Source organism: Pseudomonas sp. 3B-A001-10F, assembly GCF_056313565.1.
Genome location: NZ_JBQYFW010000017.1, coordinates 69,401 through 84,894, shown reverse-complemented (window position 1 = coordinate 84,894; position 15,494 = coordinate 69,401). Strand labels below are relative to the sequence as shown.

At 59.4% G+C, this 15,494-nt stretch carries 14 protein-coding genes; 4 read left to right on the top strand and 10 right to left on the bottom strand.

Annotation, left to right across the window (positions count from 1 at the left end; translation table 11 throughout):
- Positions 1–73 precede the first annotated feature (73 nt).
- Both AC0ZWN_RS17070 and AC0ZWN_RS17065 read left to right on the top strand, forming a co-directional pair.
- The gene (locus AC0ZWN_RS17070; protein ID WP_038358985.1) at positions 74–1,450 is read left to right on the top strand and encodes a glutamine synthetase family protein; all 1,377 of its coding nucleotides are present in this window, start codon (positions 74–76) and stop codon (positions 1,448–1,450) included.
- A gap of 277 nt (positions 1,451–1,727) precedes the next feature.
- Complete coding sequence (locus tag AC0ZWN_RS17065; RefSeq protein ID WP_116254288.1) at positions 1,728–2,366, top strand: TetR/AcrR family transcriptional regulator; 639 nt, start codon at positions 1,728–1,730, stop codon at positions 2,364–2,366.
- 178 nt (positions 2,367–2,544) lie between these two features.
- On the opposite strand, the gene AC0ZWN_RS17060 is transcribed toward AC0ZWN_RS17065, so the two are convergent.
- The 8 genes from AC0ZWN_RS17060 to AC0ZWN_RS17025 form a co-directional block, all read right to left on the bottom strand.
- Positions 2,545–2,760 (bottom strand): TOBE domain-containing protein, encoded by a 216-nt coding sequence (locus tag AC0ZWN_RS17060; RefSeq protein ID WP_003229256.1) that lies wholly within the window; start codon positions 2,758–2,760, stop codon positions 2,545–2,547.
- A 27-nt stretch (positions 2,761–2,787) separates the two neighbouring features.
- Positions 2,788–3,594 carry an aliphatic sulfonates ABC transporter ATP-binding protein gene (ssuB, locus tag AC0ZWN_RS17055; RefSeq protein WP_093429772.1) on the bottom strand — a complete coding sequence of 269 codons (807 nt, stop codon included), beginning with the start codon at positions 3,592–3,594 and terminating at the stop codon, positions 2,788–2,790.
- Positions 3,591–4,373, bottom strand: a complete 783-nt coding sequence (gene ssuC / locus AC0ZWN_RS17050) for an aliphatic sulfonate ABC transporter permease SsuC (protein ID WP_093429771.1) — start codon at positions 4,371–4,373, stop codon at positions 3,591–3,593. The genes ssuB and ssuC overlap by 4 nt, the downstream gene beginning before the upstream one ends.
- An 8-nt stretch (positions 4,374–4,381) precedes the next feature.
- Complete coding sequence (gene ssuD, locus AC0ZWN_RS17045) at positions 4,382–5,530, bottom strand: FMNH2-dependent alkanesulfonate monooxygenase (RefSeq protein ID WP_007939251.1); 1,149 nt, start codon at positions 5,528–5,530, stop codon at positions 4,382–4,384.
- Between the two features lie 25 nt (positions 5,531–5,555).
- Positions 5,556–6,521 carry a sulfonate ABC transporter substrate-binding protein gene (locus AC0ZWN_RS17040; protein ID WP_476335831.1) on the bottom strand — a complete coding sequence of 322 codons (966 nt, stop codon included), beginning with the start codon at positions 6,519–6,521 and terminating at the stop codon, positions 5,556–5,558.
- Positions 6,522–6,611: 90 nt separating this feature from the next.
- Positions 6,612–7,205 (bottom strand): NADPH-dependent FMN reductase, encoded by a 594-nt coding sequence (gene ssuE, locus AC0ZWN_RS17035; RefSeq protein WP_007913832.1) that lies wholly within the window; start codon positions 7,203–7,205, stop codon positions 6,612–6,614.
- Positions 7,206–7,502: 297 nt separating this feature from the next.
- Complete coding sequence (locus AC0ZWN_RS17030) at positions 7,503–8,141, bottom strand: peroxiredoxin (RefSeq protein ID WP_007913831.1); 639 nt, start codon at positions 8,139–8,141, stop codon at positions 7,503–7,505.
- 296 nt (positions 8,142–8,437) lie between these two features.
- Positions 8,438–9,805: an OprD family porin gene (locus AC0ZWN_RS17025; RefSeq protein WP_116254284.1), complete on the bottom strand. Its 1,368-nt coding sequence runs from the start codon at positions 9,803–9,805 to the stop codon at positions 8,438–8,440.
- A 364-nt stretch (positions 9,806–10,169) separates the two neighbouring features.
- Here AC0ZWN_RS17025 and tauA point away from each other — a divergent pair, with 364 nt between their 5' ends.
- Positions 10,170–11,159, top strand: coding sequence for a taurine ABC transporter substrate-binding protein (gene tauA / locus AC0ZWN_RS17020; protein WP_405122684.1), 990 nt, complete (start codon positions 10,170–10,172; stop codon positions 11,157–11,159).
- 67 nt (positions 11,160–11,226) lie between these two features.
- On the opposite strand, the gene argA is transcribed toward tauA, so the two are convergent.
- Positions 11,227–12,528: an amino-acid N-acetyltransferase gene (argA, locus tag AC0ZWN_RS17015; protein WP_194936147.1), complete on the bottom strand. Its 1,302-nt coding sequence runs from the start codon at positions 12,526–12,528 to the stop codon at positions 11,227–11,229.
- Between the two features lie 239 nt (positions 12,529–12,767).
- The gene (gene argE / locus AC0ZWN_RS17010; RefSeq protein WP_476335829.1) at positions 12,768–13,913 is read right to left on the bottom strand and encodes an acetylornithine deacetylase; all 1,146 of its coding nucleotides are present in this window, start codon (positions 13,911–13,913) and stop codon (positions 12,768–12,770) included.
- A gap of 155 nt (positions 13,914–14,068) precedes the next feature.
- Here argE and AC0ZWN_RS17005 point away from each other — a divergent pair, with 155 nt between their 5' ends.
- A complete protein-coding gene (locus AC0ZWN_RS17005; protein ID WP_099757466.1) occupies positions 14,069–15,439 on the top strand; it encodes a CYTH domain-containing protein in 1,371 nt (456 codons plus the stop codon).
- Positions 15,440–15,494: the final 55 nt, after the last annotated feature.

The following is a 15,494-nucleotide window of genomic DNA, read 5'->3' as shown; positions in this document are numbered from 1 at the left end:
GGCAGGCCGTTCGGGTTGACTGAAACCAGAAAAGATCAATGATTGATATTTTTAACAACAAAGGTGTTGCATCATGTCGGTACCCCCGCGTGCCGTTCAGCTTAACGAAGCGAACGCGTTCCTTAAGGAACATCCTGAGGTTCTGTACGTTGACCTTCTGATTGCGGATATGAATGGTGTGGTGCGCGGCAAGCGCATTGAACGCACCAGCCTCCACAAGGTTTACGAGAAAGGCATCAACCTGCCGGCCTCTCTATTTGCTCTGGATATCAATGGTTCTACGGTGGAAAGCACCGGCCTGGGCCTGGACATCGGCGATGCCGATCGTATCTGCTATCCAATCCCCGATACCTTGTGCAACGAGCCATGGCAGAAGCGCCCGACTGCGCAACTGTTGATGACCATGCACGAACTCGAAGGCGACCCGTTCTTCGCCGATCCGCGCGAAGTGCTCCGTCAAGTTGTTGCAAAGTTTGACGAACTGGGCCTGACCATTTGCGCCGCATTTGAACTCGAGTTCTACCTGATCGACCAGGAAAACGTGAACGGCCGTCCTCAGCCGCCACGCTCGCCGATCTCCGGCAAACGTCCGCACTCGACGCAGGTCTACCTGATCGACGACCTCGACGAATACGTTGACTGCCTCCAGGACATTCTGGAAGGCGCCAAAGAGCAAGGCATTCCGGCCGACGCCATCGTCAAGGAAAGTGCCCCGGCGCAGTTCGAAGTGAACCTGCACCACGTAGCCGACCCGATCAAGGCCTGCGACTACGCGGTACTGCTCAAGCGTCTGATCAAAAACATCGCCTACGACCATGAAATGGACACCACCTTCATGGCCAAGCCGTATCCGGGCCAGGCAGGTAACGGTTTGCACGTACACATTTCGATTCTGGATAAAGAAGGCAAAAACATTTTTGCCAGCGAGGATCCCGAGCAGAACGCCGCGCTGCGTCACGCGATCGGCGGTGTGCTCGAGACCCTGCCCGCGCAGATGGCGTTCCTCTGCCCGAACGTCAACTCCTACCGTCGTTTCGGCGCACAGTTCTACGTGCCGAACTCGCCGTGCTGGGGTCTGGACAACCGCACCGTGGCGATTCGCGTACCGACCGGCTCTGCCGATGCCGTGCGTATCGAACACCGCGTGGCCGGTGCCGACGCCAACCCGTACCTGCTGATGGCTTCGGTACTGGCCGGCGTGCACCACGGTCTGACCAACAAGATCGAACCGGGCGCACCTGTAGAAGGCAACAGCTACGAGCAGAACGAGCAAAGCCTGCCGAACAACTTGCGCGATGCCCTGCGTGAGCTGGACGACAGCGAGGTGATGGCCAAGTACATCGATCCGAAATACATCGATATCTTCGTCGCCTGCAAGGAAAGCGAGCTGGAGGAGTTCGAACACTCCATCTCCGACCTTGAGTACAACTGGTATCTGCATACCGTGTAAGCGGTTGTAGCGCCAAACAGAACGCCGTCGGCTCTTGCAGCCGGCGGCGTTTTTTTTATGCCCGGACTCAGATCCCAAGGGTGGGGGTGAATGGTCGCCTGCGGCGGTTCGCGAGCAAGCTCGCTCCCACAGAGATCTTCAGTGAACATGGGTTGTGTGTACACAGGAGATCCCCTGTGGGAGCGAGCTTGCTCCGGGCGGCGTTCCGACGAAAGCGGTCGACAAGACAACACACAAGCCGGCTCGTACAATGCCCGCTGCCCCGCAGGAGACTTCCATGACGCGACCCGCCCCCGTCCGCAAACCCCGTGCCCGCAGTCAGGCGCGCATCGATTCGATACTCGACGCCGCGCGTACATTGCTGGCCGCCGAGGGTGTGGCGAGTCTGTCGATCTACAGCGTCGCCGAGCGCGCGCAGATTCCGCCCTCCTCCGTGTACCACTTCTTCGCCAGCGTCCCGGCGTTGCTTGAGGCACTGACGGCAGATGTGCACGCCGCGTTTCGCGCCTGCCTGCAAGCGCCGATTGATCATGACGCCTTGCGCGACTGGCGCGATCTGTCGCGGCTGGTTGAGCAACGGATGCTGGAGATCTACGATGAAGACGCGGCGGCACGGCAGTTGATCCTTGCCCAGCATGGTCTGACCGAAGTCACTCAGGCTGACCGTCAGCACGATATTGAACTGGGCGACCTGATGCACAAGCTGTTCGATCATCACTTCGAATTGCCTAGGCTGCCGAAGGATGTCGATGTGTTCGCCCTGGCGATGGAGTTGGGTGATCGGGTATATGCGCGTTCGGTGCAGCAGCATGGGCAGATCACGCCGCGCATGGCCGAGGAAGGCATGCGCGTGTTTGATGCCTATATCGGCCTGTATCTGCCGCCGTATCTACCCAAAAGATCTCTAGTGCTCTGACTGGCCCTTTCGCGAGCAAGCTCGCTCCCACAGTGATTTGTAGTGAATACAACATCTGTGGGCAACACCGAACCTGTGGGAGCGAGCCTGCTCGCGAAGGCCGCACCGCAGTTTTCAGATCAGGCACAAAAAACCCCGAAGGGCTCACGCCCTCCGGGGTTGTTTTTTACTCACCGGCTTACAACTTGGCGATCGACACCTCGGTGGATTTTACAAAGGCGATCACTTCGCTGCCGACCACCAGTTCCAGCTCCTTGACCGAGCGGGTGGTGATCACCGAAGTGACGATGCCCGAAGCGGTCTGCACGTCGATTTCCGACAGCACGTCACCGAGGACGATTTCTTTGATCGAGCCTTTGAACTGGTTGCGGACGTTGATGGCTTTGATAGTCATGGCAATGATTCCTGTCGTTTGCTTGAGTTATTGAGCCCAACGCAGTTGCGTAGGCAGTGGTGAAACAGGTTCCGGCGCCGGCGGTTCGCCGGGCAGGGAGAGAACACGGTTAAGCACTTCGGTTTCCAGCGCTGCCAGTCGGTGCGAACCACGCACTCGCGGCCGCGGCAGTTCCACATGCAGATCGAGGCCGACTTCGCCGTCCTCGATCAGAATCACCCGGTCGGCAATCGCCACCGCTTCACTGACGTCGTGAGTCACCAGCAGCACGGTGAAGCCGTGTTGCTGCCAGAGACGCTCGATCAGTTGCTGCATTTCAATGCGGGTCAGTGCGTCCAGTGCGCCGAGCGGTTCGTCGAGCAGCAGCAGACGCGGTTGATGGATCAGCGCCCGCGCCAGTGCAACGCGCTGCTTCTGTCCGCCAGATAACGCTGCCGGCCACTCATTGGCACGATCCGCCAGACCGACTGCTTCCAGCGCATCCAGTGCTTGCTGACGCCAGTTGCCCTTGAGCCCAAGGCCAACGTTGTCGATGATCTTTTTCCACGGCAGCAGACGTGCTTCCTGGAACATCAATCGGGTGTCTTCCCGCGCATCGCTGAGCGGCGCAGAACCGGCGAGCAAGTCGCCGCCAGTCGGTTGATCGAGCCCGGCGAGCAAGCGCAGCAAGGTACTTTTGCCGCAACCGCTACGCCCAACCACGGCGACAAACTGCCCTGCCGGAATATGCAGATCGATGTCACGCAACACCTGCCGCGCGCCGAAGGTTTTCTGCAGGTTGCGCACCGCCAGCGGAATCCCGCGCAGCAGGCGTGGAGGTTGTTGAGCAGTCATGCCGCACCTCCTTTGGCAACCTGATAAGCCGGGTGCCAGCGCAACCACACACGTTCAAGTCCACGTGCCGCAAGGTCAGCGAGTTTGCCGAGCACTGCGTAAAGCAGGATCGCCAGCACCACCACGTCGGTCTGCAAAAACTCCCGGGCATTCATTGCCAAGTAGCCGATGCCCGAGCTGGCGGAAATGGTTTCGGCGACGATCAGCGTCAGCCACATAAAGCCCAGGGCGAAGCGCACGCCGACCAGAATCGAAGGCAGCGCACCCGGCAGAATCACCTGCCAGAACAGGCTGAAACCGCTCAGGCCATAGCTGCGCGCCATCTCCACCAGCGCCGGATCGACGTTGCGGATGCCGTGATAGGTATTCAGGTAAATCGGGAACAACGTGCCCAGCGCCACCAGAAAAATCTTCGCCGACTCGTCGATGCCGAACCAGAGGATCACCAGCGGAATCAGTGCCAGGTGCGGCACGTTGCGGATCATCTGCACCGAACTGTCGAGCAGGCGTTCGCCCCACTTCGACAGACCGGTGATGAAACCCAAGGCAAGACCGATGCTGCCGCCGATGGTGAAACCGAGGGCCGCACGCCAGCCGCTGATGGCCAGGTGCGTCCAGATCTCGCCACTGCGCACCAGACTCACGCCGGCTTCGATCACCGCCACCGGTGCCGGCAGGATCCGTGTCGACAACCAACCCGCCGACACCGACAACTGCCACACCGCTAGCAACAACACCGGCAACGCCCAGGGCGCGAGGCTGTGGATGATTTTCTTCATGGCGCGCCTCAGCTCTGCGACGCGGCTTTGGGAAGAATGTCGTTGGCGACCATCTCGCCGAACGGGCTGACATAACCGGCGCTTTTCGGCAGTTCCGGGCGCTCGATGTCGAGGTGCGGGAACAGCAGTTCAGCGACGCGGTACGACTCTTCGAGGTGTGGATAACCGGAGAAGATAAAGGTGTCGATACCCAGATCCGCGTATTCCTTCACGCGTGCCGCGACGGTCGGGCCATCACCGACCAGCGCCGTACCGGCACCGCCGCGTACCAGACCGACGCCGGCCCAGAGGTTAGGGCTGACTTCGAGGTTGTCGCGGCTGCCGCCGTGCAGGGCGGCCATGCGTTGTTGGCCGACCGAATCGAACCGCGCCAGCGAAGCCTGAGCACGAGCGATGGTGTCGTCGTCCAGATGCGAGATCAGCCGATCCGCCGCTTGCCAGGCTTCAGCGTTGGTTTCACGGACGATCACATGCAGACGAATGCCGAAGCGCACGGTGCGGCCGAGCTTGGCGGCTTTGGCGCGCACCTGTTCGATCTTCTCCGCAACCGCTGCGGGCGGCTCGCCCCAGGTCAAAACCATTTCCACTTGTTCTGCAGCCAGATCCTGCGCCGCTTCCGAAGAACCACCGAAGTACAGCGGCGGACGCGGTTGCTGGATCGGCGGATAGAGCAACTTCGCGCCTTTCACGCTGATGTGCTGACCGTCGTAATCGACGGTTTCGCCTTCCAGCACACGACGCCAGATGCGGGTGAATTCCACCGAAGCCTGATAGCGTTCTTCGTGGCTGAGGAACAGACCATCGCCGGCCAATTCTTCCGGGTCACCACCAGTGACCAGATTGAACAGCGCACGGCCGCCGGACAGACGATCCAGCGTGGCTGCCTGCCGCGCCGCCACCGTCGGGGAAATGATCCCGGGGCGCAGAGCCACGAGGAATTTCAGGCGCTGGGTCACCGGGATCAGCGACGCTGCCACCAGCCATGAGTCTTCGCAAGAACGGCCGGTAGGAATCAGCACACCGCCGAAGCCCAGACGATCCGCCGCTTGCGCGACCTGTTGCAGATAACCGTGGTCGACGGCGCGAGCGCCTTCGGCGGTGCCAAGGTAATGGCCGTCGCCGTGGGTAGGCAGGAACCAGAAGATATTGAGGCTCATGGAGTGGTCTCCTTAGGAATTCGAATTACTGCGCTTTAGCCACAGCGGCCGGTGGTGTCCAGATCACATCCTTGATGCTCAATGGCTTGGGAATCAGCTTGAGCTGGAAGAACGTGTCGGCGATCTTTTGCTGCGCGGCGACCACTTCCGGGGTCAGGAACAGCGCGCCGTAGCCCTGGCGTTTCACCGAGGTCAGGGTGATGTCCGCCGGCAGACCGAGCAGTGGCGCAACCTGTTGGGTCACGTCTTCAGGATTGGCTTTCGACCACTCGCCGACTGCGCGCACTTCTTCCACGAGGGTCTTGATCACCTGAGGATTTTTCTCGGCGTAAGGCTTGGTCGCGAGGTAAAACTGGTGGTTGTCGACGATGCCTTTACCGTCGCGCAGGGTGTGCGCTTGCAGTTGTTTCTCGGCGGCAGCCTGGTATGGATCCCAGATGACCCAAGCGTCGACGCTGCCACGTTCGAACGCAGCGCGGGCATCGGCTGGCGGCAGGAAGACGGTTTGAATGTCGGAGTATTTGAGGCCGGCGTCTTCCAGTGCGCGCACCAGCAGGTAGTGGACGTTGGAGCCTTTGTTCAGGGCGACTTTCTTGCCCTTCAGATTGGCCACCGATTTGATCGGCGAGTCTTTCGGCACAAGGATCGCTTCGCTGTTCGGCGCTGGCGGTTCGTAGGCAACGTAAAGCAGATCGGCGCCGGCCGCCTGAGCGAAGACGGGCGGGGTTTCGCCGGTGACACCGAAGTCGATCGAGCCGACGTTCAGGCCTTCCAGCAGTTGCGGGCCGCCGGGGAATTCAGTCCATTGCACGTCGACGCCTTGGGCGGCCAGACGTTTTTCCAGAGTGCCCTTGGCCTTGAGCAGCACCAGCGTGCCGTACTTCTGATAACCGATCCGAAGAGTCTCGGCTTGAGCTTGAGTGATGGCGCCGAAGGTGACAGCCGCAGCAAACAGAGCGACCAGACCACGACGCAAAAATACAGTGCGCATAGCGCTCTCCTTTTTGCTGTTGGGTTTTGGCTGCACCTGCTTGACCGTTAGCGGCGAAGTAAGGTGAGTTACATCAAATGCGGGTGTGGCTTAAATGCTCCAGCGAGCACTCAACAAACGTTCGTTCAACAGGCCCGGTTCCAGCGGTTTCGGCCGGCGGGCCATGGCGCCGACAAACTGATCCAGCGCTTCATGCAGTCGCTGCTCCAGCGCCGGTGCCAGTTGTGCTGCGGCACTGCCTTCGCCGTAAGCGATCTGGCTGTCCTCGGCGAAAATCCCTTGGAGCATTTCCTGGGCTTTCAGCGCGGACAACACAGGCTTGAGCGCGTAATCGACCACCAGCATGTGGGCGATGCTGCCGCCGGTGGCCATTGGCAAAACAATCTTGTGGTTCAGGGCGCGCTCCGGGAGCAGATCCAGCAACGTCTTCAACGCGCCGGAAAACGAAGCCTTGTACACCGGCGTGGCGATCAACAGGCCGTCGGCGTTTTCGATCTGTTGCAGCAGGTCGAGCACCTTCGGGCTGTCGAAGCGGGCGTGAAGCAAATCTTCAGCCGGGAAGTCCCGCACCTGATAACTCACCACTTCCACCCCTTGCGCCTGCAACCAACGTTGCGAGCGTTCCAGCAGCACCCCGGAACGGGAGCGCAGGCTGGGACTGCCACCGAGTGAGACGACCAGCATTGAGACAATTCCTTAAGCGTTTCAGGCGATTCGCGGGTTGCAATCTCGCTTCGATGGAGTGACCTTACCAGCTGATTTATATATCTATAAATCATATTTATTCATTTGGTTATGCATTTTGGAGATATGCGATTCGCTTTGTTTCGGGCGAAAAAAAAGGCCGTCGAAACGGCCTGAAATCCCCTGCTTAGTAGCAACCACTGATCGTTCCCACGCTCTGCGTGGGAATGAATCCATGAACTCCGCGTCCACTGTGGGGTTCGACGCCTCGACGCGGGAACGATCTGCCCAAGAAGATCACTTGTTCGGCTGCGGCGTCAGGCGCAGGTACGGTTTCACCGCGCGATAGCCTTTCGGAAAGCGCTGCTTGATCTCTTCTTCATCCTTGAGCGAAGGCACGATCACCACCTCTTCACCGTCCTGCCAGTTGGCCGGCGTAGCCACCTTGTAGTTGTCGGTGAGCTGCAGCGAATCGATCACCCGCAGAATCTCGTGGAAATTACGCCCGGTGCTCGCCGGATACGTGATGGTCAGACGAATCTTCTTGTTCGGATCGATCACGAACAGCGAACGCACGGTCAGCGTGTCGTTTGCGTTCGGATGGATCAGGTCATACAGATCCGAAACCTTGCGATCGGCATCGGCGAGGATCGGAAAGTTGACGACAGTGTTCTGGGTTTCGTTGATGTCTTCGATCCACTTGTGGTGCGAATCCACCGGGTCGACCGACAGCGCGATGGCTTTGACGCCGCGTTTGCTGAACTCATCCTTGAGCTTGGCGGTGAAGCCCAGCTCAGTGGTGCACACCGGGGTGAAGTCCGCCGGGTGGGAGAACAGCACGCCCCAGCTATCGCCCAGCCATTCGTGAAAACGAATCTTGCCGGCGCTGGAATCCTGTTCGAAATCGGGGGCGATGTCGCCGAGTCTGAGGCTCATGGTGCTGCTCCTGATGAGTTGTTCGAGACCTCAACTGTAGCTCGGGATTCGACATCATTAAAAAGAATAAATAACTAGATATCTAGATCATTATTGAATATTAAATATCTGTTCACTGGACGCTGGCAGGCATCCCGACGACCATCGGTCGCAAGGTTCGAGAAGGCCTTGAGTTGCTTTAAAGAGGGAAGTTTCGGGGATGGCTTACGGGGGTGAGCCTGACTCGAAAAAGCAAAAGCCCCGTCCGGCGTGATGCCGGACGGGGCTTTTTTACATCAGCGAATCGAGGCGCGCTATTACAGCAGCGGGATCGAGTAGCTGACGATCAGGCGGTTTTCATCCTGGTCGCGCTGACCTGGGATGTCGTTGCGCCACATGGCGTTTTTCCACATCACGCCAACGTTTTTCAGCGGGCCTTCCGGTACGACGTAACCGATGGTCAGGTCGCGTTCCCACTCGGAACGGCCGGTCGCGTTGGTGCTGACTTGGCGGTCGCCGACTTTACCGGTGGTGTCGATGTTATCGCCACGCAGGTAAACCACACCGGCGGTCAGGCCAGGTACGCCAACTTTGGCGAAGTCGTACGAGTAGCGAGCTTGCCAGGTACGCTCACCTGCGCGAGCGAACTTGGCGATCTGCATGTCGGTGGTGATGTACGCCGACGAGCCGTCACCCTGGTTCAGCCAAGGGAAGTCGCTGTTGCCGTTGCTGACCTGATAACCGCCACCGAAGGTGTGACCTTCAACGGTGTACAGGAACAAGCCGCTGTACAGGTTGTTGTCGACTTTACCTTTGGTGATGCCAGTGCCGTAGTCACCCGTGGTGTAGTAAGCCGGGTCGTTACCGTTGGCGCCATCGTCACGGCTGTTGAAGTAACGGAAGTCAGACTTCAATACACCCGGGCCGATTGCCCAGTTGTGTACCAGACCGAGGAAGTGCTGCTTGTAGTAATCCTGCAAGTTGCCGTAGTAGTACTGGGCAGTCAGGTCTTTGGTGATTTTGTAGTCGCCACCACCGTAGATGAACTTGTTGCTGTCACGACCGGCAGCGGTGTGAGCGTTGGAGCCAGCAATCGACAACTCTTCGTTGTTGCTGGAGTTACGGCCCTTGGCGTGCTCGATTTGACCAGCAACCAGCGTCAGATCCTTGATCTCGTTGGAAGTGATCTGGCCACCCTGGAAGGTTTGCGGCAACAGACGACCGTCGTTGGTCACGATAACCGGCAGTTTTGGCTGCAGGGTGCCGAGCTTCAGTTCGGTCTGGGAGATCTTGGCTTTGGCAGTCAGACCCAGGCTGGAGTAGTTGTCGACCGCTTCACCGTTGGACTTGCTCGGGAATACAGTGCCGCCATAGGAAGTCGACGTGGCACCGTTGGTGCCGCCACCCGAATCCAGACGCACGCCCACCAGGCCGATGGCGTCGATACCGAAGCCTACGGTGCCTTGGGTGTAACCGGAGATGAAACGCAGATCGAAGCCTTGGCCCCATTCTTCTTGCTTGTTCTGAGCCTTGGCAGCTTTGGTATCGCCATCACGGTTATCAGTGTTGATGTAGAAGTTACGCAGCCCCAAAGTAGCTTTGCTGTCTTCGATGAAACCGGCGGCGCCTGCCTGCTGCGCCATAACCCCTACGGCCACAGCCAGGGCCAAGGTGGACTTGTTCATGTAAAGCTCCTCTCGTTTCTAATTCTTGTGTTCCTGGCCCTGGGTCTGATGCCCTGGGTCCTAAGATGCGCGATTAGCGCCAGACCGTGACTGACAAGTCAATCGTAACCTTGTGTGTCTACGACCAAGGTCTAATCGCAGTGATTTGGTCCGTGCAGAGTAAAGATTTCCTGATAAACCCAAAAAGAATTTATTCATTCTTTTTCATACCATTTCGGAATATGGCCAGTATCTTGCCACCTCCGCCGGGAAACAGCGTATCGGCGACTAAGCTCATTCCTAAATGGTATTTGTTGGCCTTTTTTTATATCGATTAGCTTTGGCGCAACCGCAATTCGTCAAACCCTATCGAAAAGGCGACGCCATGATGGCCAAACGCGCACTATCTAGTCAATTTGTTACAGTTTGTGTGTCAGCGCTGATTTCTTTTTCGGCCCATGCCGCCAACCTCACCGTGGGTTATCAAACTGGTATCGACCCGAGCAAAGTCCCCCAAGCCGACGGCGTCTACGAGAAGACCATCGGCGAGAAAATCGACTGGCGCCGCTTCAACAGTGGCCCGGAAGTTGTGACAGCCATTGCTTCCGGTGATGTGCAGATCGGCAACCTTGGCTCCAGCCCGTTGGCCGCTGCCGCTTCGCGCAATCTGCCGATTGTGGCGTTCATCGTTTCGGCACAGATCAATGCCGCCGAAGCCTTGGTGGTGCGCAATGGCAGCGGCATTAACACACCGCAGGATCTGGTCGGCAAAACCATCGCCACACCTTTCGTTTCCACCTCACACTACAGCTTGCTCGGCGCCCTCAAGCACTGGGGCCTGGACGCCTCGAAAGTCAAAGTGGTGAACCTGCAACCTGCAGAAATCGCTGCCGCGTGGAAACGTGGGGATATCGATGGTGCGTTTGTCTGGTCGCCGGCGCTTGGGGAAATTCGCAAGACCGGCAAGACCCTGACCGATGCGGCGCAAGTGGGCCAATGGGGCGCGCCGACCTTCGAGGTCTGGGTCGCGCGCAAGGACTTCGCCGAGAAGCATCCTGACGTTGTCGCGAAGTTCGCCAAGGTTACGCTGGATTCATTTGCCGATTACGCGGCGCATAAAGACAGCTGGACGGCTGACTCGGTGCCGGTACAGAAAATCGCCAAACTGACCGGTGCCAATGCCGCTGATGTGCCGGAATTGCTCGCAGGGTCGGCGTTCCCGGACGCCAAGGCGCAGCAAACCACGGCGCTGCTGGATGGCGGCACGGCGAAAGCGATTGGCGAGACGGCGAAGTTTTTGAAGGAGCAGGGCAAGGTTGAAACGGTGCTGCCGGATTATTCGCCGTATGTCAGCGCGAAGTTTGTGGCGCAATAAAAGCTTCGCGAGCAGGCTCGCTCCCACAGGAGTGGGAGCGAGCCTGCTCGCGAATGGAGCAACTCGGTTAAAGGGTTTTTTCGAAGATTTTCGAATTGCGCTGGAAGTTGTACAACGAAGCCCGCGCCGCTGGTAGGCGTTCAACGCTGCTTGGCTCGAACCCACGCTCACGGAACCAGTGCGCGGTGCGTGTGGTGAGGACGAACAGCGTCTTCAAACCTTGCGCCCGCGCACGGGTTTCGATGCGCTCCAGCAGTTCATCGCCGCGGCCGCCATGGCGGTACTCCGGATTCACCGCCAGGCACGCCAGCTCACCGGCATCGGAATCGGCAATCTGATACAGCGCCGCGCAGGCGATGATCATGCCTTCACGCTCGACCACGCTGAACTGCTCGATCTCACGCTCCAGCACTTCGCGCGAACGACGCACCAGAATCCCCTGCTCTTCCAGCGGGCTGATCAAGTCGAGCAAACCGCCGACGTCTTCAATCGCCGCCTCACGCACCAGTTCGAATTGCTCTTGCGCGACCAGCGTACCGCCACCGTCACGGGTGAACAGCTCGGTCAGCAGCGCGCCGTCTTCGGCGTAACTGACGATATGGCTGCGCGCCACGCCGCCACGGCAAGCCTCGGCAGCGGCATCCAGAAGCTCTGCCTGATAGTTGCTGTTGCCCAGACGCTGTAAATGCGCTGGCACTTGCTGTGGACGCAACTCACGCACCAGTTTGCCGTTCTCGTCGATCAGACCGAGATCAGCACCGAACAGCAGCAGCTTGTCAGCGCCAAGGTCGATAGCAGCGCGGGTGGCGACGTCTTCGCAGGCGAGGTTGAAGATTTCACCGGTTGGCGAGTAGCCCAACGGCGACAGCAACACGATCGAGCGCTCGTCGAGCAGGCGATTGATGCCCTTACGGTCGACCCGGCGCACTTCGCCGGTGTGGTGATAGTCGACGCCTTCCAGCACACCGATCGGCCGCGCGGTAACAAGGTTGCCGCTGGCCACACGCAAACGCGAGCCCTGCATCGGCGACGAAGCCATGTCCATCGACAGCCGTGCTTCGATGGCGATGCGCAATTGGCCGACCGCGTCGATCACACATTCCAGGGTTGCGGCGTCGGTGATGCGCATGCCGTGGTGGTAATGCGGGGTCAGGCCACGGGCGGCAAGGCGGGTTTCAATCTGCGGGCGCGAACCGTGCACCAGCACCAGGCGCACGCCGAGGCTGTGCAGCAGGACGATGTCGTGGACGATGTTGCCGAAATTAGGATGCTCCACGCCGTCGCCAGGCAGCATGACGACGAAGGTGCAGTCGCGGTGGGCATTGATGTAAGGAGACGCGTGACGAAGCCAATTGACGTATTCGGGCATGAACCTGGGCCTGTAATAAATAGCAGCCGAAAAAGGGGCGAAACGGAAAACGCACAGCGGGCTGATGGTTATCGTCGGAACAGGCTTGGCGACACGCGTGCTCTCCTCATGAATACGGGTTGGATTCCCACTAATTTAACGACTTGCCCCTGTAGGAGCTGCCGCAGGCTGCGATCTTTTGATCATCTGAAACAAAGGCAAAAGATCGCAGCCTTCGGCAGCTCCTACAAGGGATGCGTTCAATTCTTCAGGCAGTAATGTTCAATCAGTTGCCGTAATAGATGCACGGTAGGCTGCAAACGTGACATTTCAAGGTACTCGCCGGGCTGATGCGCACAGGCAATGTCACCGGGGCCAAGCACGATGGTTTCGCAACCAAGGCGCTGAAGATAAGGCGCTTCGGTGCCAAACGCTACCGCTTCAGCGCTGTGACCGGTGAGCTTTTCGGCGATGCGCACCAGTTCAGCGTCTTCATCCTGCTCGAACGACGGCACTTCCGGGAACAAAGGTTTGTAGTCGATCTTCACCTGGTGGCGTTCGGCGACCGGGTTGAGTTTGCGCAGAATCTCCGCACGCAAGACTTTCGGGTCCATGCCCGGCAATGGCCGCAGATCGAATTCCAGCGAACACTGGCCGCAGATACGGTTGGGATTATCGCCGCCATGGATGCAGCCGAAGTTCATCGTCGGTTGCGGCACGCTGAACTGCGGATTGTTGAATTCGCGCTGCCACAGCAGGCGCAGGCCGCGCAGTTCGCCGATCGCATCGTGCATCGCTTCGAGGGCGCTGTGGCCCAGGCGCGGATCCGACGAATGGCCGCTCTGCCCGAGGATGTCGATGCGCTCCATCATGATGCCTTTGTGCATGCGGATCGGTTTGAGCCCGGTCGGCTCGCCGATCACCGCCGCGCGGCCGATTGGACGCCCGGCCTCGGCCAGTGCGCGGGCGCCGGACATCGAGCTTTCTTCATCGCAGGTGGCGAGGATCAGCAGCGGCTGCTTGAACGGCTGATCGAGCAGCGGCCGCACCGCTTCGATGATCAGCGCGAAGAACCCTTTCATGTCGCAACTGCCCAAGCCAACCCAGCGGCCATCGACTTCGGTGAGTTTCAGCGGGTCGGTCTGCCACAACGCATCGTCGTACGGCACCGTGTCGCTGTGCCCGGCCAGCACCAGCCCGCCGGGGCCGCTGCCGAAACTGGCGAGCAGATTGAATTTTCCGGGGCTGACCTGCTGGATATCGCAGTTGAAACCCAGATCCCCCAGCCAGCCGGCGAGCAAATCGATCACCGCGCGGTTGGATTGGTCGAGGTTCGGTTGGGTACAGCTGACCGATGGCGCGGCGATCAGCGCAGCGAACTGGTCTTGCATGGACGGCAAAGGCATCGCTGACTCCAACTCCCGAATTGAAGTCCATCATAGAACCATCCGGCGTCAGGAATAAACCGCCGCAGGGCGTAGGACGAATCAGTCCTGTACACTGCACGGCCTTGGCAGCCACATATTCCCCGGCTGCGCTCCCGATCCTGGATTTTCCGGCCATGCAGAAAGAAACCGAAATCAAACTCCGCGTCAGCCGCGAAACCCTCGCTGCGCTGCGCGAGCACCCGTTACTGAAAAAACGCAACAAAAGTGGCTGGGAACGCCGTGAGTTGATGAACCAGTACTTCGACACCCCTGAGCGCGATCTGGCCCAGGCCAAAGTCGCCCTGCGCCTGCGCAAGGACGGTGACGAAGTCATTCAAACCCTCAAGACCCGTGGCCAAAGCGTTGCTGGTCTGTCCGAACGCAATGAATACGACTGGAAGTTGCCGAAAGCCAAGCTCGACGTGAAAAAACTCGACGGCGAATGCTGGCCCGAGTCGCTGGCCGAGCTGGACAAGAAAACCCTCAAGCCGATCTTCACCACCGATTTCGTCCGCGAACGCGCCGAAATCGCTTGGGGCCGTGGCAAGAGCAAAGTGGTCATCGAAGCCGCGCTGGATCTCGGCCACGTTGTCGTCGGCAAGCAGAAAGAAGAAATCTGCGAGCTGGAACTGGAGCTGCGCGAAGGCGAGCCTGCCGCGCTGCTGGAACTGGCCGCCGAACTGGCTGAAACCCTGGCGTTGATGCCGTGTGACATCAGCAAGGCTGAGCGCGGCTACCGTCTATACGACGCCAACAGCTACTCGTTGAGCCTGCCGGCGCCGGAGCTGACCCCGGAAACCCAACTCGACGACGCCTTCGCCGCGCTGAGCTGGCATTTGCTCGGCAGCAGCCAGCGTCTGGCTGAACAGTACCGTTTCAACGGCCACTGGCGCCTGTTGCTCGACTGGGTCGAGAACCTCGCGGAAATGCGCGCCCTGCTCAGCAGCCTCGGCCAGGCCGCGCCGCGTCAGTCGACTCACGATTTGCGCGTCGCGCTTGATGCATTGCTGGAAGACTGGCGTCCGCTGGTACAGGCCGGCATCGAAGATGAAGACGTACGCAAGGCTGCGCCGGAGCAGTTCCTCGAAGAACTGGAAGATCCGCGCTGGGGTCTGTTCTCGCTGAGCACGTCACGCTGGTTGCTGGCTCGCACCTGGACCGCCGAGCGCAACGTGCGTGGCAATCGTCAGGGCGGTGCGCAGTTGCACAGTTGGTTGCCGCGTCTGCTGGGCGAAGAAGCCACTGCTCTGCAACTGCAGCGTTATCAGCAGCAGCCAGAAGATCTGGCTGAGCAACTGCCGCGTATCGAGCGCATTCAGGTCTGGCTGCACCACGCGCGCAACGTGCTGGAAATCCCGGAAATGGATCGTTTGTACGGCGAACTGAATAAACTGGCGCAACTGGCCAACGAGCCGACGATCACTGACGAACTGCTCGACGCGCGCAAGCAACAGGCGATTGCGGTTTACCAGAATCGCGCGTGGAAAATGCTCCTGCGTATGTAACACCGCTTTCGCGAGCAGGCTCGCTCCCACTTTGGAATGCAATCCCCTGTGGGAG